Origin of the sequence: Exiguobacterium sp. s91, assembly GCF_018618915.1 — a bacterium.
Classification (GTDB): domain Bacteria; phylum Bacillota; class Bacilli; order Exiguobacteriales; family Exiguobacteriaceae; genus Exiguobacterium_A; species Exiguobacterium_A abrahamii.
The window spans coordinates 192,165-210,794 of record NZ_JACSMZ010000003.1; the positions used below are offsets into that span (position 1 = coordinate 192,165).

Genomic DNA, 18,630 nt, shown 5'->3' on the forward strand with positions numbered 1-18,630 from the left:
CCTCATTCCACCTATTTCAAACAAAAAACGCATCCTCACGGATGCGTCGGTCGACAATTCGGAAATCTTATCGATCGGGTGCAGCACCCGCAGGAATTAGCACAGTATCTTTCGACCTGTTGCTGAGGTTTCATAGGGCCAGTCCCTCCACCTCTCTGGATAAGTATGTAATTGTTCATAACCCTATCAAGTCTTTTTCAAATTGTCAACACAATTCAGAATACTTCTATCAAAAAAACATTCCGCATCGTATCGATCCGGAATGTTTAAAGGGTTACTTTTTAGCGAATAAATCCGCTGTTTTCAAGGCTGCACGAACCGCTTTCCGGTTCAATGTTCCTTGCTGGTGCTTCATTTTCTTCGTTTGGGCAGCCAGTTGCGCTTTGAGTGCCGCAATCTCTTGATCCTTTTGAGCCGTTCCTGTTTGTTTCTGCAATGCTTTGATTTTCTTATCTTTTTCAGCTAATTGTGCTTTTGTTTGTTTTTGCGCATCCGCAATCTTCTTCTCTTGTTCCGGGAAGAACCGTTCAAAACGAGCGACTGCTTCCTCAAGACTTACGCCAGAGATTGGTTGGACTGGTGGGAGCAACTCGGTTTGCGCCATTTGACGGTCAAACGGTACATTCTCAGGATAGTTCGTCTCTTGGTAGATATGCTCAAGATTGTTCACGTTCAAGAAGTCAACGAAGTTGTCGAAGTTACGCGCTTGAACACGTGCCGGACTTTGGAAGTCAGCATTTGCTACGACGTCGGATAATTGTGTATCCGCTTTGATGTCGTTCGCCCAAATGTGCGTCAACTGATGGTAATCCGTCAATTCGCGCATCCGTGCATCTTTTGGAATGAGGATATTCGGCGTACCCGCAAGTGTCGCTGTGATGTTTCCGTGTAAACGAGCTCCAAAACTGAGGTCTGCTTGACCGATGAAATCAAACCATGTCTGTGCGTTCAAGAAGAAACGGACACGATCGTTCATATAAGCAGGATCCGACATCTTCACCGGATAGTTCGTCACGGACAAGTCTGCGATCGGGTGCGTTCCTGTATACGTCAACTTCAGTTCCTTCATCCACTGTGGAATGAAGTAGTGATTCGGATACTCTTCCATCCCGCGCGTAATGAAATCAAGAACGTTTTGTGGTGCCAAACGTGACGAGTTGACTGTAATCATCGACTCAGGTGTGATGTTCGTTTCACGGATGTGCAAGTCGCGACCGAACGCGTACATCGAAGGACATCCGATGACGCGATGATCGATCCCTTCGCGGAAACCAAGACGTGTTAAGTATTTCGACGTGATCTCCCCGCGAAGACCCAGCATGCTCGAGCGCTCGAGAACGGCACTGACGAATGCTTTGACATCTTCATCGAATGGGAATCCACCATCTAAGTCTGGTTCAAACGGTGCACGTAACCCTACACCGATGACGACGACTGGAATCTTTAATTTTTTGATGAGACGTGTATATTTCCGTAACGTCGGTACGAATTCTTTTCGGAATGCGTCCGCTAACGGAATGACATAAAGGTCAAAGTTGGCATTGATTTCGTCTGCCCGTTCTTCGTCGTAATAGTAATAGTCAGGTGTAATTGTCGTACCTTCTGTCATCAACGTCCGAAAGATACTGTATTGATAGATAAGATTTCCAACGTTTCCTCCAATGGAATTATGTTTCATCAAATAAGGAGCATCGAACTGTTCGAATGGTGTCATACCTGCACGAATAATAATACGTTTCATAATGGATAAACTTCCCCTCTCGTCTGCTTCATTCGTCCTTGCAAGAAAAAATACGGAAAAATATATTATCAGTTTTTTTCAATCTCATTAAGAATAGATGAACTTTATTTCGGAAGTCAACGATTCCTAAGGGAAACAGGTCTTTCGTCATCAAAAAGAAACATTTGCACCACACCATCATTTTTCTAAAATAGAAAAATGTGACTATTTAATCGTTTCGAGATACATGCGTAGATTCGCTTCAACTAATTTCAAGGCATGCATCTGATCAGTCGTAGCAGGCTTTAATAATTCACTGAAAAAATGTTCCACTTCGACGGGCTGACCCTTTTCCATGTCCCGTAACATCGATGATTTCATCGTATCTTCCATTGCATGCATCTGCTTCAGCAAGACCGCTTCTACATCGTCATTAAAGACTGCCCCTTGTTTTTCCATCGCCTGTTTCGCTTCCGCCATGACGTCTAGGATCATTTGATGTCCAACAGCTTCTTCCCGAATCGGACCGATTGCTGAACGAAATAGCGTCGTCACGCCCGCGAACGTCGAAATGAAGAGATACTTTTGCCACATGTCATCCATGATATGCATCGAATACTTCATTGGTGCCTTCGCTTTCGCAAAACACGCTGCGATTTTCTCTAGACGCGCTGTTGGTTTACCGGTTCGTGAACCAAATAGCAGCCGATGCGACGGGCTTGTCTGTACAATGCGCCCTTCTGCATCAAGCGTCGACTCAATGAAGCAGAGCCCTCCAAGCACCCGATCTTCTCCGAAGACTTCTGTTAATCGTCGAATGTGCTGCATGCCGTTCAACAAAGGAATGATATACGTCTCGCTCGAAACGAATGGCGCGAGGTCCTGTAGGACGTCATCTAAGTGATAGGCTTTCGTCGAAAGCAAGATGACATCAAATGCACGATCCGGTCGCATGTCTCGTGTTATCAACCGGGGCGTAATCGTCATATCGCCATGAGGACTAGTGATGTGTAGTCCTGTTTTTTGTAGTTGTTCATATCGATTCGAACGGACGAGGAATGTCACCTGCTCCCCTTGCTCAGCAAGACGACCTCCGAAATAGCCTCCAACTGCCCCTGCACCTACAACTAACATGTTCATATGTACTATCTCCTCCTTACCCGTTCTGTGCGTTGCTTACTCCTTCACCCTAACATATTTGGAACCGATTTCCTGATTTCTGCGTGGATCGATCCGTTTTAAGTTAAGCGTTTGCATTTTAGAAAAAAACGTATATACTAACTTGTATACAAGTATACTCACTTTAGAAATCAGGTGATTCCATGTCAGAAATGTTATACCCCTTGAAGTGGTTATCAAAAGCCTCCGCCGGAGATCGTGTCGCACACGAGCTACGGATGCGCATCATTTCAGGAAGGATTGAAAGCGGTACCATCTTATCTGAGAACAAATTAGCCTCTGATTTTTCAGTCAGTCGCTCGCCTGTCCGTGATGCGTTAAAGGTCCTTGCATCCGAACAATTGATTCGTCTCGAGCGGATGGGAGCGGTCGTCGTCGGTTTGTCTGAGCGCGACATTCAGGAAATCTATGATGTCCGGCTACTTATCGAAACGTTCGTCTTCGAACGACTCGTCAAAATCGAACGGGCAGAACTCGTCCGGGAACTCAGTAAGATTCTCGAAATGATGAAGGTTGCCATCAAATACAAGGATGCCGATGAATTCTCCTTCCAGGATGTACTGTTTCATGAAACAATCATCCGCTCGATTGATCATGGATATGTCAGCATGATTTGGCAAAATCTCAAACCGGTCATGGAAAGTTTCATCCTCCTATCGATGCGGGTACGATTCGAGGAAGACATCGAAGACTTCGAACGCATCCTCGCGAACCACGCCTTGTACATCGAAGCGATTGAGACGGGCGACCGTGAACGGATGGTTGCTTCCTTACATCAGAACTTTGATGACGTCCAGGAAGTCGAAGATCTCTGGAAAACGCAACAAATGATGTCGAAAGGAGTCGATTCACATGACTGAATATATGTTAGGCGTCGATATCGGAACGACGAGTACGAAAGCGGTCTTATTTACGACAAAAGGAGAGGTCATCGGACAAACGAACGTCGGTTACCCGCTCCATACACCAAATCGCTCGACGGCGGAGCAGGATCCGGAAGAAATTTTTGATGCTGTACTCGAATCGATCCGCTTGATCACGAAACGTCATTCGAGCATGCCACCAAAGTTCGTCGCGTTCAGTAGTGCTATGCACAGCTTGATCGCAATGGACGCACAACATCAACCATTGACTGCCTGCATCACGTGGGCGGACAGCCGGAGTGAAGCATGGTCGAACAAGATCAAGGAACAATATGGTCTATCGATCTATCACCGGACCGGAACACCAATTCATCCGATGTCACCGCTCAGCAAAATCAGTTGGCTTGTCGAAGATCGTCCGGAGCTCCACGCTCAAACGAAAAAATATGTCGGGATCAAGGAATTCGTGTTCCAAAGACTGTTCGGCAGATATGTCATCGACCACTCTCTCGCTTCAGCGACCGGTCTCTTCAACATTCATGAATTAGGCTGGGATACAGGCGCGTTACACGTCGCAGGGATCGATGCAAGCTACTTATCGGAACCCGTACCGACGACGACGACATGTACCGAACTGAATGCTGATTACGCACGACAAATGGGACTCTCCGTCGATACGCCTTTCCTAGTCGGTGCCAGTGACGGTGTTCTTTCTAACTTAGGTGTCAACGCGATTCGCAAAGGGGAAATTGCGATCACGATCGGAACGAGCGGTGCCATCCGAACGATCATTGATCGTCCGCAGACCGATGAAAAGGGACGTACGTTCTGTTACGCGCTGACCGAGGACCACTGGGTCATCGGCGGACCCGTTAATAATGGTGGAATGGTCTTACGGTGGATCCGAGACGAACTCGCTTCAGCAGAAGTCGAGACAGCAAAACGCCTTGGCATCGATCCGTACGCTGTTTTGACGAAGATTGCCGAACGCGTCCGTCCTGGATCCGACGGGCTATTGTTCCATCCTTACTTGTCCGGTGAACGTGCGCCGCTCTGGAATCCGGATGTCAGCGGTTCGTTCTTCGGTTTGACACTTTCGCACAAAAAAGAGCATATGATCCGGGCGGCACTAGAAGGCGTCATCTACAATCTCTATACCGTCTTCCTCGCCCTAATCGAGTGCATGGACGGTCCCGTGACACGGATTCAGGCGACAGGTGGGTTTGCCCGGTCCGAAGTCTGGCGCCAAATGATGGCGGACATCTTTGAATCAGAAGTCGTCATTCCGGAAAGTTTTGAAAGTTCATGTCTTGGTGCTTGTATTCTTGGACTGTATGCGACAGGGGAAGTCGATTCGTTCGAAGTCGTCTCTGAGATGATCGGGGAAACGCATCGCCATGTACCAAATGAAGAAGCGATGCATGAATATCGTCAGCTCTTACCAATTTTCATTAGTCTAGCGCGGACATTGTCTGAGGATCACAAACGAATCGCTACGTATCAACGGAGCTTGATTCAAGAAGAAAACTAACTTAATCTTTTGGGGGAAGTCATCATGCCTTTAGTCATCGTAGGAATTGGGATTGTCGCGTTGCTCGTTCTCATCATGGGGTTGAAATTAAATACGTTCGTCTCACTCATCATCGTTTCCTTTGGCGTTGCACTACTACTCGGCATGCCGCTCGATCAGATCGTCAAGACGATCGAAGCCGGTATCGGAGGAACGCTTGGTCACTTGGCACTGATCTTTGGTCTCGGTGCCATGCTTGGAAAGCTGATTGCTGACGCCGGGGGGGCGCAGCGAATCGCCATGACGCTTGTCGCCCGATTCGGGGAAAAGAACATCCAGTGGGCGGTTGTCGTCGCTTCGTTCATCATCGGGATCGCCCTCTTCTTCGAAGTCGGACTCGTTTTGTTGATTCCAATCGTCTTTGCGATTTCACGTCAGCTCCGCGTCTCGATCCTGTATCTCGGGATCCCGATGGTCGCAGCACTATCCGTCACGCACGGCTTCTTACCACCTCACCCGGGTCCGACCGTCATCGCCGGGGAGTATAAAGCCAATATCGGGGAAGTCTTATTGTATGGTTTCATCGTTGCTGTTCCGACCGTCATCATCGCCGGTCCTATCTTTACGAAAATCGCCAAACGACTCGTTCCTGAATCGTTTACACGGACAGGAAACATCGCGTCACTCGGGGAACAAAAAGAATTTGATTTAGACGAGACACCAGGCTTCGGCATCAGTGTCTTCACGGCGATGCTACCGGTCCTCTTGATGTCGGTCGCAACAATCTTCACGCTTTTACAAGAAACACTCGGTTGGGGTGAAAACAGTGTCATCTCGGCAATCGAGTTCATCGGGAACGCCTCGACGGCGATGTTGATTTCGTTACTCGTCGCGGTCTACACGATGGGGATCGCGCGTAAGATTCCGATGCAAACGGTCATGGAATCTTGTACGACGGCGATCGCCCAAATCGGGATGATGCTATTGATCATCGGTGGTGGCGGTGCCTTCAAACAAGTCTTGATTGACGGTGGTGTTGGAAAATACGTCGCGCACTTATTTGAGGGGTCGGCGTTATCCCCGATTCTACTCGCTTGGTTGATCGCTGCGATTCTGCGGATCTCACTCGGTTCCGCGACAGTCGCTGCCCTATCAACGGCAGGTCTCGTCATTCCGTTACTAGAGCAATCCGACGTCAACTTAGCGCTCGTCGTTCTCGCGACTGGTGCGGGTAGTCTGATCGCTTCACACGTCAATGATGCGGGCTTCTGGATGTTTAAAGAGTATTTCGGATTATCATTAAAAGAAACGTTTGCGACATGGACTGTGCTTGAGACGATCATTTCCGTTTGTGGACTTGGGTTCGTTCTTCTCCTCAGCCTCGTCGTCTAAGAAAAGGAGTCGTTCTACTTATGCAACATTCTATCGGAGTCATCGGGCTTGGCGTCATGGGACGCAACCTGGCACTGAATATGGCGAGTCATCAAGAAGAAGTCGCCATCTATAACTACACACGTGATTTAACGGACGATCTCGTCGCACATGATGAAGGACTACCTCTTCATCCGTACTACGACATTGAAGCATTCGTTCAATCACTCGCTCGCCCACGTAAAATCTTCATGATGGTCACAGCCGGTAGCGCGATTGATTCAGTCATCGAATCGTTGCTTCCGCATCTCGAAACAGGCGATATCATCATGGATGGCGGAAACTCTCACTTCCTCGATACAGAGCGTCGTTTCGACGAGTTACAACGCCACGGGATCGAATACATCGGTGTCGGTGTATCGGGTGGTGAAGTCGGTGCGCGGACCGGCCCTGCGATCATGCCGGGTGGATCGAAAGAAGCTTACGAACATGTCGCACCAATCTTGACGAAGATCGCCGCTCACGTCGAAGGAGATCCATGTTGTGTTTATATTGGTCCGAAGGGCGCTGGTCACTTCGTTAAGATGGTCCATAACGGAATCGAGTATGCGGACATGCAACTGATCGCTGAAGCGTATAGCTTCCTCCGTTTCCGTCTCGGACTCGACGTCACGGAAGTCGCGGATATCTTCGCTGAGTGGAACGCGGGTGAACTGAAAAGTTACCTGATTGAGATCACAGCGGACATTCTCCGAAAAACGGATGACGAGACAGGGCAACCGTTGATTGATGTCATTCTCGATCAAGCCGGTCAAAAAGGAACTGGAAAATGGACGAGCCTGCAAGCCATTGATAATGGGATCGCCTCTTCAATCATTACAGAAGCTCTGTTCGCGCGTTACCTTTCAGCTATTAAAGAAGAACGCGTCGCAGCGTCTGCTGTCTTAAAGGGACCCGAAGACTTGTCGACGCTTGAGCGAGACGCGTGGGTCGAACGAATTCGTCAAGCGCTTTATATGGGGAAAGTTGCCGCATACGCGCAAGGCTTCACCCAGTACCGAACGTCGTCTGAGTTGTATGACTGGAACTTACGCCTTGAGGAGATCGCCTTGATCTTCCGTGGTGGATGTATCATCCGGGCCGACTTCTTGAACGTCATCAGTGAAGCGTTCAAAAATGATGCGAACCTCTCGAACTTGATGCTCGCCCCGTTCTTCGCTGAGAAAGTACAGGCGTATCAAGAATCGTTACGTCACGTCGTTGCCGAGGGTGCGTTATCTGGTTTTGCACTCCCATCTCTATCGACGTCACTGACGTATTACGATAGCTACCGGACAGCGAATTCGAATGCCAACATGTTGCAAGCACAACGCGATTATTTTGGTGCTCATACGTATGCTCGGACAGACCGCGAAGGGATCTTCCACACGGACTGGCAATAAAGAATACAGCTCCCGACTCCTGTTTCATTTAGGAGTCGGGATTTCTTTTTTTGTTCACACAATCTTTCCTGAAATAAGAAATTACCGATTATACCTTGACAAAAGTGTTGGTCTATATGAAATTAGTATTAGATTAGAATTATTCTAGTGTGATAAATACAGATTGTTTGTATGCACTAGAACAGATTCTAAAAATAGAACCCTTGAGGAGGATTTTTATCATGTCTTTAATCGGAAGTGAAGTAAAACCATTCAGTGCATCAGCATTCCACAACGGAGAATTCGTTGACCTAACGGATGCTAACCTTCGCGGTAAATGGAGTGTCGTATGTTTCTACCCTGCAGACTTTACATTCGTTTGCCCGACAGAACTCGAAGATCTCCAAAACCAATACGAAACCCTCAAAGCGCTTGACGTTGAAGTTTACTCTGTCTCAACAGATACGCATTTCACACATAAAGCATGGCACGAAACATCAGAAACAATCGGTAAAATCGAGTACGTCATGATCGGTGACCCATCACACGTCATCTCACGTAACTTCGAAGTCTTGAACGAACAAGATGGTCTTGCTGACCGCGGTACGTTCATCATCGACCCAGACGGCGTCATCCAAACAGTTGAGATCAACGCAGGCGGTATCGGTCGCGATGCAAGCACGCTCGTCAACAAAATCAAAGCAGCACAATACGTACGTAACAATCCAGGCGAAGTCTGCCCAGCGAAATGGGAAGAAGGCTCTGCAACACTCACACCAAGCCTTGACCTCGTCGGAAAAATTTAAGGAGCGGATTCGCGATGGCTTTAGCACCAGACATTAAAGCACAACTCGCGCAATACCTCGAGCTTCTCGAAGGCGATCTCGTCCTAGCGGTTAGCGCTGGGACAGACGCCGTCTCGCTTGAGATGAGCGCACTCGTCGAAGAGATCGCAAGCATGACACCACGCATCTCCGTCGAGCAGGCAAGCCTTCCCCGGACACCAAGTTTCACAGTCAACCGTGTCGGTGAGACAAGCGGCATCACGTTCGCGGGAATCCCACTCGGTCATGAATTCACGTCCCTCGTTCTCGCTCTGCTACAAGTCAGCGGTCGAGCACCGAAGGTCGATGCGGACGTCATCAAGCAGATTCAAGGCATTCAAGAAACGTACCACTTCGAGTCGTACATCAGCTTGAGCTGCCACAACTGTCCAGATGTCGTACAAGCATTGAACGTCATGAGCGTCCTCAACCCGAACATCAGTCACACGATGATTGATGGCGCGGCATTTAAGGAAGAAGTCGAACAAAAAGAGATCATGGCTGTTCCGACGGTCTTCGTCAACGGCGAAGCATTCGGTAACGGACGGATGTCACTCGAAGAAATCTTGGCGAAGCTTGGCACAGGTGCCGATGCTTCTGATTTCGCTGATAAAGATCCATACGATGTCCTCGTCGTCGGTGGTGGTCCAGCTGGATCGAGTGCTGCCATCTATGCAGCCCGTAAAGGCATCCGGACAGGAATCGTCGCAGAACGCTTCGGTGGACAAGTCATGGATACGATGAGCATCGAAAACTTCATCAGCATGAAGTACACGGAAGGACCAAAACTCGTCGCAAGTCTTGAGGAGCACGTCAAGGAATATGGCATCGATGTCATGAACCTGCAGCGGGCAACTCGTCTTGAGAAGAAAGACCTCCTCGAGCTCGAGCTTGAGAACGGTGCTGTCTTGAAGACGAAGAGTTTGATCCTTTCAACAGGTGCACGCTGGCGTAACGTTGGTGTCCCAGGCGAACTCGAATTCAAGAACAAAGGCGTCGCCTACTGTCCACACTGTGATGGTCCGTTGTTCGAAGGAAAACGTGTCGCAGTCATCGGTGGCGGAAACTCAGGGATCGAAGCAGCCATCGATCTCGCGGGAATCGTCAAGCATGTCACGGTCCTTGAATTCGCACCGGAACTAAAAGCGGATGCTGTTCTTCAAGAACGCCTCGCTTCGCTTCCGAACGTCACGGTCGTCGTCAACGCACAGACGAAGGAAATCACAGGAACGGACAAAGTGAACGGTATCACGTACATCGAGCGCGAAACGAACGTCGAGCGTCACGTTGAGCTCGAAGGTGTCTTCGTCCAGATCGGTCTCGTACCGAACACGGACTGGCTCGGTGAAACGGTGAGCCGTAACAAGTTCGGTGAAGTCCAAGTCGATCGCCACGGCGCAACGAACGTACCAGGCGTTTTCGCTGCAGGAGACTGCACAGATAGCGCGTATAAACAGATCATCATCTCGATGGGATCTGGTGCAACAGCTGCACTGGGTGCTTTCGATCACTTGATCCGGAATTAAACGAAAAGAGCGAAACTCAAACGAGTTTTGCTCTTTTTCTATTTCAATAGTAGATTTCACCAACGGATGAACAATGAAATTCTTTTGTGATGTGGTGCTTTGTTAAGATGCCTTGCTTCGCGTATGTACCACTGACCGTTACGACCATCGTTTGTCCTGCATCGATTGGTCTACCGACAAATTCAGTTTGCGTCCATCTTCCATCATCGATCGCAAGAGACGTCATCGAAAAGACATCGGATAATCGTTGGCGTTTACTCTGTTCCAAGAGTTCTGTCTCGAAATTCCCGATAATCCGGACTTCGTTTCCACGTTGCGTGCGTTCGAGCGTCCGTTCACTATCCCACTCGAAGCTCGTTTGGACACGTAACGGCTTCAACCGTTTGACTGCTCGTTCCTGAAAACGTTTCGGCGAAACCCAGTCCTCGTCTGCGAATTGATTTGCTGCAAGCAACGTGACGTCCGCATTTTCATGTGTCCGATTTATTTTCTGCACGATTTTTTCATATGCCGCGTAATAACGTTGATGTTGTGTCGTCTGGTCCTTTGCCTCCGATATGACTGGTGACAATGAAGCGAATAAAAAAACAGCTGTCGCGATCTGATATTTCATTAACTTCCCCTTCCTTTCGCTGTTCATTGTACAGAAAAAACAAAAAGTAGATTCAAAAACGACAACCGTTTTGGAGATTTTTTCATTTAAGACTGTATGAATAGATTAAACTCTTTTGGAATTAAGAACGAATGACGACTTTTTAGTCAATCTGACCCCTATAAATAATTCAAAGTTGACACTTTTGACTAGTCCAGTCATCTGATAGATTAAAGCTATCTTAAAATCTATCATAAAGAAGGTTAGCCACATGCAAAAAGCAGCACCGTATTCTAGCACTCGTACTCGCCAGCTCGTCATCACTGCGATGTCAATCGCACTTGTTCTTGTCGCGACACTATTCATCAATATCAAATTGCCAATCGCTTCAAGCGGTGGTCTCGTTCATATGGGAACAGCGATGCTCTTTCTCATCGCGATTTTATTCGGTCCACGGACAGCACTGATTGCCGGAGCAATCGGCATGGGATTATTTGATCTTATCAGTGGATGGACACTCTGGGCTCCATTTACAATCGTAGCTCGAGGACTCCAAGGATATATTGTCGGGCGTATCGCCTGGTCTTCGCGATACAAAGGAGACAATCCAGGCTTAAATATTTTCGCAATGATTGTTTCTGCTCCCGTCATGCTTGCTGTTTACTATGTTTGTGAAGGTATCCTTTACAGCAACTGGGTCGCACCAGTCGCTTCAATTCCAGGAAACATCACACAAAACGTCGTCGGAATCCTCGTTGCGATTCCAGTCGGGATTGCACTGAAGAAAACACGTTTCTTCCGTAACTTCCGCTAAATCAAAACACCGTCCGGCTCCTTGTGGAGTCGGACGGTTTTCGTTTAGCGAATCGGTTGACCTTGTTCAAGCTCGAGCGTTTTAGCTGTTTCGGCATGGATCTGTTCGAACAGCTCCGGATTTTCAACGAGTGAGATCCCGTAAGACGGAATCATCTCCTTGATTTTTGCTTCCCACACCGGTAATTCGGACGGGAAACATTTCGCGAGTACTTCGAGCATGACGGGAACTGCTGTTGAGGCACCTGGTGACGCCCCGAGTAAGGCAGCGACAGATCCGTCGGCTGCACTAATGACCTCTGTTCCGAACTGGAGTGTCCCTTTTCCTTGTGGTGTATCCTTGATGACTTGGACACGTTGACCAGCGACGACGACATCCCAGTCTTCTGTCTTCGCATTCGGAATGAACTCTCGTAATTCGTTCATCCGTTGTTCCGTCGACAAGAGGACTTGTTCGATCAGATACTTCGTCAATCCCATCTCTTTAGCTCCCGCAGCAAGCATCGTCAAGACGTTGTTCGGTTTGACAGACGCGATCAAATCAAGATTTGATCCTGTCTTTAGGAACTTCGGTGAGAAGCCAGCAAACGGTCCGAAGAGGAGTGATTTCTTCCCATCGATGTATCGTGTATCTAAGTGCGGTACTGACATCGGCGGTGCTCCGACTTTCGCTTTTCCGTAGACTTTCGCATGGTGCTGTTCGATGATCTCAGGATTTTTACAAACGAGGAATAAACCACTGACCGGGAAACCACCGATTTGCTTCGATTCCTCGATGCCTGTTTTTTGGAGCAACGGCAGACTACCGCCGCCACCTCCGATGAAGACGAACTGCGCCGTATGATGCTCGATCCGGTGATCGCGCTCATTCTTCACTTTGACTTCCCAACCCCCGTCAACACGCTTCAAATCCTCGACACCATGCTGATAGTTGATCGCTACATCGTGTTGTGCGAGATATTCAAACAGGATTCGTGTCAACGCACCAAAGTTGACGTCCGTTCCTGAATCGATTTTTGTCGCAGCGATCGGCTCTGGTGACGTCCGACCGTTCATGATGAGTGGAATCCACTCGGCTAATTTCGCTGGATCCTCTGAATATTCCATTCCCGCAAACAACGGATTCGCTGATAGCGCTTCCAATCGTTTTTTCAGGAATTCGACGTTTTTCGTTCCTTCAACCATGCTCATATGTGGAATCGGCATGATGAATTCTTTCGGATTCGGCAAGACACCTTCCTTGACGAGATGCGACCAGAATTGACGTGACAGTTGGAACTGTTCGTTTACTTTGACCGCTTTACTGATATCGATCGAACCATCGGCATTTTCCGTCGTATAGTTCAGTTCGCATAGTGCGGCGTGACCTGTTCCTGCATTGTTCCACTCGTTCGAGCTCTCTTCCCCGGCACTCGCGAGTTTCTCGAATACCTTGATGTTGATCTCAGGCGCGAGTTCTTTTAATAAGACCCCTAACGTCGCGCTCATGACTCCGGCACCAATTAAAATAACGTCTGTTTTTTTAGGCATACTGCTCATGATATCCTTCCTATCCCCGTTGATATTATGGACTACCTGTCATGAAAAACTTCCCCCTCATGACGACAACTTACCTTTCCATTATAACCCTATCATAGCTTGCACAGAAAGGAACTTCTTTTACATTCAGAAATGTGTAAAAGCGACGATTCAGGTAAGAAGATTTTCGTCAGCCGGCATACAATCAGGCATGACTTTGACGAAAAACGGTAATCATATAACGAAAGTAAAAGGAGGAACACTCATGGCGACACGCTGGATATTCGGCAATCAATTGAATCACGATCTCCCTTTATTGAAGGAAGCAAACAAACAAGACGACGTCATCCTGATGGTCGAAGCGACCTCACGCTCCAAGTGGAAGACGTACCATAAACAAAAACTTGTCCTCGTCTTCTCAGCGATGCGACATTTTGCGGAAGAACTGCGCGAAAAAGGCTTCACCGTCGATTACCGGGAAGCTGATTCGTTCGATCAGGCATTTAAGGCGCACCGGAAAGATCATGATCCGGATCATGTATTCTATACGGCGATCACGGACGAACCGATGCGAAAGGCGATGCACAAGTGGCAAGACGCTTTACCGAAGAAAATCAAGGTCGAGGTCTGTTCCGACGTGCCGTTGTTTTTACTGACACAGGAAGAAGCGGTCGAAGCAATCGGCGACAAGCCCTACAAGATGGACCGTTTTTATCGCAAACTGCGCAAGGAACGAAACGTTCTCATGAACGGATCCAAACCGATTGGTAGAAAGTGGTCGTTTGACGCCGAGAACCGAAAACCGGCGAAGTCCGGGACGACGTTCCCCGATCCGATTCAGTTTCGTCCCGATCGCATCACAAAGGATGTCATCGACAAGGTCGAACGTGATTTTTCCAATCATCCGGGAGCACTTGATTCCTTCCATTGGCCCGTCACGCGCAAGGAAGCGACGCGGGCTCTTCATCGTTTCATCGAAGAACGACTTGAGACGTTCGGAACGTATCAAGACGCCATGCTGACCGGTGAAGATACGTTATCGCATTCGCTCTTATCAGCAGCAATCAATCTCGGATTGCTGACACCGGAAGAAGTCATTCGTCAAGTCGAGGCCGCCCTTGAAGATCAAGATGCTCCGCTCAATGCGGTCGAAGGTTTTATTCGACAAATCCTCGGCTGGCGCGAGTACATGCGTGCCGTCTACCTAGCCGAGATGCCAGACTATGCTTCCGTCAATGCGCTACGTCATGAAGTGGATTTACCTGACTTTTTCTGGACCGGGAAGACGAAAATGAACTGTGTCGCTGAATCGTTACGTCCTGTTGTCGAGCATGCGCACAATCACCATATCCAGCGCTTGATGGTGCTCGGGAACTTCGCTAATCTGTTTGCGATCTCGCCGCAACAGACGGCAGATTGGTTCAACGAGATGTACATCGATGCCTATGACTGGGTCGTCTTACCGAACGTCCTCGGGATGGCGCTTCATGCTGATGGCGGAACGTTATCGACTAAACCGTACATCGCTTCGGCGAATTACATCCATAAGATGAGTGATTATTGCAAGGGATGTCCGTTCCATCAAAAGGACATGCTCGGAGAGGATGCTTGTCCGTTTAACGCCTTGTACTGGGACTTCATCGACCGGCACGAAAAACGGTTCGCTGATAATCAGCGGATGTCGATGATGTATCGGCAATGGGGAAAGCGCGATGCGGACAGCAAACGCGATATTCGAAAGAAAGCGAAAGCACTTCGAAAACAACTGCAGGACGGTGCTTTCGATACACCATAAATCAAGCCGGTCGGATTAGATCCGACCGGCTTGTTTTGGCTTACGCACTTTTTTGATTAGCTGCTTGTTGTTTCTTTTTCCGGAGGTGATACAGTCCGAATAGTCCGAGGAACCAGACCGGTGTCAGCAACAAGGCTGGGCGTGTATCGTCAGCAAACAGCATGACGACGAGAATGACTGCAAACAATCCGAGCACGAGGTAATTGACGAGTGGTGTCAATGGTGCTTTGAATGTCGACGCCGCATGCAATTCCGGATTTTGTTTCTTGTACCGGAGATGACAGACGAGGATGACACCCCAAACCCAGATGAAGCAGATCGCACTGATCGTCGTAACGATACTGAACGCTTGTCCTGGTAACAGTTTACTGAGCAAAGCACCGACTGAGACGACGATCGTTGAGACGAACAAGGCGTTTGCCGGGACATGGTTTTTATTCAACTTCGAGAACTTGTTCGACGCTTGCTGTTGATTTCCCAGGTTATACAGAATCCGGCTCGTCGAGAACATTCCGCTGTTACACGCAGAAGCAGCAGACGTCAGTACGACGAAGTTGATGATTCCTGCTGCGAGCGGAATCCCAATCAGACTGAACGTCTTGACGAACGGGCTCTCTGTTGCACTTAATCCTGTCCATGGGTTGATCATCAATAGGACGAGTAAGGCACCGACATAGAAGAATAAGATCCGAAGTGGAATCTTATTGATTGCGGATGGAATGTTCTTCTTCGGATCTGCTGTCTCTGCTGCGGATACCCCGACGAGCTCAACGCCAACATAAGCGAAGACGACCATTTGGAACGATAGCAGGAATCCTGTAATTCCATTTGGCATCCAACCGCCATGTGACCAGAGATTCGAGACCGTCACCGGACCCGCGTCTGTTTTAAACCCAATCGCGAGCAAGACGATTCCGACACCAATCAAAGCAAGGATTGTCACGACCTTGATCAAGGCAAACCAAAACTCGAGTTCACCGAACAATTTAACGGTCAACAAGTTAAATCCAAGTAAAATCAAGAGAGCAAGAACGGCTGGAATCCATTGCGGGATATCAAACCAATACTTGACGTAAAGACCGACAGCGATGATGTCTGCCATCGCTGTCATGATCCAACAGAACCAATACGTCCAACCGGTCACGAACGCGGCACGTGGTCCGAGATAATCTTCTGCGATGTCTGTGAGTGACTGATAACCTGCTTTTGACAATAACAATTCCCCAAGTGCCCGCATGACGAAGAAGATCGCGATCCCGACGAGTAAGTAGGCAAAAATGATCGATGGTCCGGCGAGTTGGATCGCTTTTCCTGATCCTAAAAATAACCCTGTTCCGATCGTTCCACCAATGGCAATCAACTGTACATGACGATTCGATAAATCCCGCTTTAATCCTTGCTGTTCCAAACCTGAACTCCTCCTTGTGATGGTTTCTCTACGCTTCAGACCGTTCTGTCGGTCCTGAAAAAGAAAAAAGAGACTGGACGAATGTCCAATCTCAACAAAATCAAAGGAATAACCCATACACGCCACTATGACATTCCATGAATGCCCGTCGCTGCATGTGATTACTCTTCTGTCCGTTTGCCTGAGATTGTGAACCCTTCGGCGCCGTGTCGACACGGTCTCTCCAGAAGCTGCTCCTGCCATAGTGTGACCCATGACAATCATAGCTTTCTCTTTATTTGATTATCCGATGCGTCGCTGCATCGATGAATTGTTTCTAATTCTAGTAATCTCGACAGCGTTTGTCAACGCCTTTTTCAAAATGCTTTTTCAATCTATGAAAAGGACTTTACCATCTTTTCCAGAAATCATACAGCACGACTTGATCACGAAAGGATGAAACATTCATGTCGACGATTTACTTGATTCGCCACTGTGAAACGACTGGTCAAGCACCGGAAGCCCCGTTAACACCTCGTGGAGAAGAACAGGCGCAACGACTGTGTACGCAGTTATTTGAGCTTCCGATCACACATCTTATTTCGAGTCCGTATCGCCGAGCGCTCGACTCGATTCAACCACTTGCGACTGCTCTGAAACTACCCGTTGCACAAGAAGATGACTTAAAAGAACGACGGTTAAGTGCCGTTCCACTTGACGATTGGCAGGATCATCTTCGTCTAACGTTCATCGATCCAGACTATACGTGTCCTGGTGGTGAATCTAGCCGGATAGCAACTAAGCGCATCACGCGTGTCGTTGAAAAAGCGTTGCAACAGCATGATGGTTCCATTCTCGTGACACATGGGAATTTGTTATCTTTATACTTGCATTCGATTGACCCTACTTTTGGATTCGAAGAAAGTTTACAGCTGAAGAATCCAGATATTTTTAAGGTGACGCAAGTAGATGATGTAATATCTTTTCAACCAATCGATCTATACTAACGGAGCCTGACTAAAGTACGCATAACGCTTCAACTCTAATACGGTTTGTTCAAAATTAATTTTTTGATCATCAAAGACTTGTATGTAATCGGGGCGTTGTGCAATCGTCATCGTTTTTCCACTACGAACACTTTTTGGTCGACTTAAATTCAACTCATTTTTTTGAGAATACTCCAATAATGCTTGCATACAGTGATCTCGATACTCTCTTATATTTTGACTATCAGCAGCTTCTACCTTTGCTTTTAACATTGATTCTTCTAACTGCCAATAGTGCGGTTGACTATCGTCTCCTTTCCACCAGAATGCCCAAAATCCTCCACGTGCATTTTCAACGCGTCCCCATTTTCCGTTCTTCAATTCTTTTTGCAGATCTCTATAGAATCCTTGCCAAGAGAAAGAATTCCATTCGGTGATTGGTAGTGATTTATAAGATTCGATCGAGGTGTCGATCTGCTTGAGATACTTAAGATAATCGTTCAAAATATCATTGGTCGTCGAAGTATGAAGGCCGCTCAGTACTTCGATCATCTTCGTTCGCGTAAATATTTGATATCCTGCTTCTGTCACGCCGGAGTAGTCGCCTTGTTCTACGATTTTGTAATAAATCGGTATCGGCTTCAAATACCATGTTTCGGGGTGAGTTTTGACCATTTCTAGATATCGACGTAATTGATCTGAATGATGACTCGTAAATACTTTGTCCTCAATCATAATGGCATATTTCTCATTGATGATCGCTAATATATCTAGACTATTGAACTGTCTTTTAATACACACACTTTGAATCGATTCGTTTAACTGGCAATTATGAAGATCAAAAACTTCTTTAACAAATACATTCGCAATCGTATGGAGTTGCGGATCGTGACTTCGTGCTCCTTCTTCCGCCCACTTCAATAACCAACATAGAAAAGCGTCTTGTGATAACTCACTTGTGGCATAATCAAAAATATTAGGTTTCAAATGAATACCTCCTTTTATTACAATTATAACCATTTAATTTCCTTTTATTATTCATTTGAAGAATAATAACAAACTCTACTCATTCAATTTGCTTATAGATTTCATAAGAACTATCTATTTTACTTCCCTTCGGAACGG

Annotated in this window: 15 protein-coding genes and 2 riboswitches; of the genes, 9 read left to right on the plus strand and 6 right to left on the minus strand. The window is 47.6% G+C overall.

The features are described from left to right. Positions 1 to 64: 64 nt before the first annotated feature. Positions 65 to 166: riboswitch (SAM riboswitch) on the minus strand. Positions 167 to 274: 108 nt separating this feature from the next. Further along, positions 275 to 1,741 (minus strand): polysaccharide pyruvyl transferase family protein, encoded by a 1,467-nt coding sequence (locus KNQ06_RS14135; protein WP_215148605.1) that lies wholly within the window; start codon positions 1,739 to 1,741, stop codon positions 275 to 277. A gap of 204 nt (positions 1,742 to 1,945) precedes the next feature. Further along, on the minus strand, positions 1,946 to 2,860 hold the full coding sequence (locus tag KNQ06_RS14140; protein WP_215148607.1) for a ketopantoate reductase family protein: 915 nt from the start codon (positions 2,858 to 2,860) through the stop codon (positions 1,946 to 1,948). 182 nt (positions 2,861 to 3,042) lie between these two features. Between KNQ06_RS14140 and KNQ06_RS14145 the strand changes: the two genes are divergently transcribed. From KNQ06_RS14145 to ahpF, 6 genes are all read left to right on the plus strand, one after another. Then, complete coding sequence (locus KNQ06_RS14145; RefSeq protein ID WP_064300753.1) at positions 3,043 to 3,759, plus strand: GntR family transcriptional regulator; 717 nt, start codon at positions 3,043 to 3,045, stop codon at positions 3,757 to 3,759. Continuing rightward, on the plus strand, positions 3,752 to 5,293 hold the full coding sequence (gntK, locus tag KNQ06_RS14150) for a gluconokinase (RefSeq protein ID WP_215148609.1): 1,542 nt from the start codon (positions 3,752 to 3,754) through the stop codon (positions 5,291 to 5,293). The genes KNQ06_RS14145 and gntK overlap by 8 nt, the downstream gene beginning before the upstream one ends. Positions 5,294 to 5,317: 24 nt before the next feature. Further along, positions 5,318 to 6,664, plus strand: a complete 1,347-nt coding sequence (locus KNQ06_RS14155) for a GntP family permease (protein WP_214772356.1) — start codon at positions 5,318 to 5,320, stop codon at positions 6,662 to 6,664. A gap of 20 nt (positions 6,665 to 6,684) precedes the next feature. Continuing rightward, the gene (gene gnd / locus KNQ06_RS14160) at positions 6,685 to 8,085 is read left to right on the plus strand and encodes a decarboxylating NADP(+)-dependent phosphogluconate dehydrogenase (RefSeq protein ID WP_214772358.1); all 1,401 of its coding nucleotides are present in this window, start codon (positions 6,685 to 6,687) and stop codon (positions 8,083 to 8,085) included. A gap of 221 nt (positions 8,086 to 8,306) precedes the next feature. Then, entirely contained in the window at positions 8,307 to 8,870 is a 564-nt protein-coding gene (gene ahpC / locus KNQ06_RS14165; RefSeq protein ID WP_023469815.1) for an alkyl hydroperoxide reductase subunit C, read from the plus strand. Positions 8,871 to 8,884: 14 nt separating this feature from the next. Continuing rightward, positions 8,885 to 10,414, plus strand: a complete 1,530-nt coding sequence (ahpF, locus tag KNQ06_RS14170; protein ID WP_149428068.1) for an alkyl hydroperoxide reductase subunit F — start codon at positions 8,885 to 8,887, stop codon at positions 10,412 to 10,414. 43 nt (positions 10,415 to 10,457) lie between these two features. Here the strand turns inward: ahpF and KNQ06_RS14175 are convergent, their stop codons facing one another. After that, positions 10,458 to 11,027, minus strand: coding sequence for a hypothetical protein (locus tag KNQ06_RS14175; RefSeq protein ID WP_149428069.1), 570 nt, complete (start codon positions 11,025 to 11,027; stop codon positions 10,458 to 10,460). A gap of 250 nt (positions 11,028 to 11,277) precedes the next feature. On the opposite strand from KNQ06_RS14175, the gene KNQ06_RS14180 reads away from it, so the two are divergent. Further along, complete coding sequence (locus KNQ06_RS14180; protein WP_069940113.1) at positions 11,278 to 11,820, plus strand: ECF transporter S component; 543 nt, start codon at positions 11,278 to 11,280, stop codon at positions 11,818 to 11,820. Between the two features lie 44 nt (positions 11,821 to 11,864). Here KNQ06_RS14180 and KNQ06_RS14185 read toward each other — a convergent pair whose 3' ends face one another. Further along, positions 11,865 to 13,358, minus strand: a complete 1,494-nt coding sequence (locus KNQ06_RS14185) for a malate:quinone oxidoreductase (RefSeq protein WP_215148611.1) — start codon at positions 13,356 to 13,358, stop codon at positions 11,865 to 11,867. Between the two features lie 244 nt (positions 13,359 to 13,602). Here KNQ06_RS14185 and KNQ06_RS14190 point away from each other — a divergent pair, with 244 nt between their 5' ends. After that, positions 13,603 to 15,132, plus strand: a complete 1,530-nt coding sequence (locus KNQ06_RS14190; RefSeq protein ID WP_215148613.1) for a cryptochrome/photolyase family protein — start codon at positions 13,603 to 13,605, stop codon at positions 15,130 to 15,132. 40 nt (positions 15,133 to 15,172) lie between these two features. On the opposite strand, the gene KNQ06_RS14195 is transcribed toward KNQ06_RS14190, so the two are convergent. Next, complete coding sequence (locus tag KNQ06_RS14195; protein ID WP_050678563.1) at positions 15,173 to 16,540, minus strand: amino acid permease; 1,368 nt, start codon at positions 16,538 to 16,540, stop codon at positions 15,173 to 15,175. 159 nt (positions 16,541 to 16,699) lie between these two features. Continuing rightward, positions 16,700 to 16,777: riboswitch (glycine riboswitch) on the minus strand. Between the two features lie 209 nt (positions 16,778 to 16,986). Here KNQ06_RS14195 and KNQ06_RS14200 point away from each other — a divergent pair. Beyond that, entirely contained in the window at positions 16,987 to 17,526 is a 540-nt protein-coding gene (locus tag KNQ06_RS14200) for a histidine phosphatase family protein (RefSeq protein WP_214806123.1), read from the plus strand. On the opposite strand, the gene KNQ06_RS14205 is transcribed toward KNQ06_RS14200, so the two are convergent. Beyond that, positions 17,518 to 18,492 carry a PD-(D/E)XK nuclease family protein gene (locus tag KNQ06_RS14205; RefSeq protein WP_215148615.1) on the minus strand — a complete coding sequence of 325 codons (975 nt, stop codon included), beginning with the start codon at positions 18,490 to 18,492 and terminating at the stop codon, positions 17,518 to 17,520. The two genes, KNQ06_RS14200 and KNQ06_RS14205, sit on opposite strands and share 9 nt — an antisense overlap. Between the last annotated feature and the right edge of the window lie 138 nt (positions 18,493 to 18,630).

What these genes read in the sequence shown, in the direction of transcription:
- KNQ06_RS14185 (WP_215148611.1), bottom strand. Translation starts at nt 13,358, where the DNA reads ATGAGCAGTATGCCTAAAAAAACAGACGTTATTTTAATTGGTGCCGGA.
- KNQ06_RS14175 (WP_149428069.1), bottom strand. Translation starts at nt 11,027, where the DNA reads ATGAAATATCAGATCGCGACAGCTGTTTTTTTATTCGCTTCATTGTCA.
- KNQ06_RS14180 (WP_069940113.1), top strand. Translation starts at nt 11,278, where the DNA reads ATGCAAAAAGCAGCACCGTATTCTAGCACTCGTACTCGCCAGCTCGTC.
- KNQ06_RS14145 (WP_064300753.1), top strand. Translation starts at nt 3,043, where the DNA reads ATGTCAGAAATGTTATACCCCTTGAAGTGGTTATCAAAAGCCTCCGCC.
- KNQ06_RS14135 (WP_215148605.1), bottom strand. Translation starts at nt 1,741, where the DNA reads ATGAAACGTATTATTATTCGTGCAGGTATGACACCATTCGAACAGTTC.
- KNQ06_RS14200 (WP_214806123.1), top strand. Translation starts at nt 16,987, where the DNA reads ATGTCGACGATTTACTTGATTCGCCACTGTGAAACGACTGGTCAAGCA.
- gntK (WP_215148609.1), top strand. Translation starts at nt 3,752, where the DNA reads ATGACTGAATATATGTTAGGCGTCGATATCGGAACGACGAGTACGAAA.
- gnd (WP_214772358.1), top strand. Translation starts at nt 6,685, where the DNA reads ATGCAACATTCTATCGGAGTCATCGGGCTTGGCGTCATGGGACGCAAC.
- ahpC (WP_023469815.1), top strand. Translation starts at nt 8,307, where the DNA reads ATGTCTTTAATCGGAAGTGAAGTAAAACCATTCAGTGCATCAGCATTC.
- ahpF (WP_149428068.1), top strand. Translation starts at nt 8,885, where the DNA reads ATGGCTTTAGCACCAGACATTAAAGCACAACTCGCGCAATACCTCGAG.
- KNQ06_RS14155 (WP_214772356.1), top strand. Translation starts at nt 5,318, where the DNA reads ATGCCTTTAGTCATCGTAGGAATTGGGATTGTCGCGTTGCTCGTTCTC.
- KNQ06_RS14190 (WP_215148613.1), top strand. Translation starts at nt 13,603, where the DNA reads ATGGCGACACGCTGGATATTCGGCAATCAATTGAATCACGATCTCCCT.
- KNQ06_RS14140 (WP_215148607.1), bottom strand. Translation starts at nt 2,860, where the DNA reads ATGAACATGTTAGTTGTAGGTGCAGGGGCAGTTGGAGGCTATTTCGGA.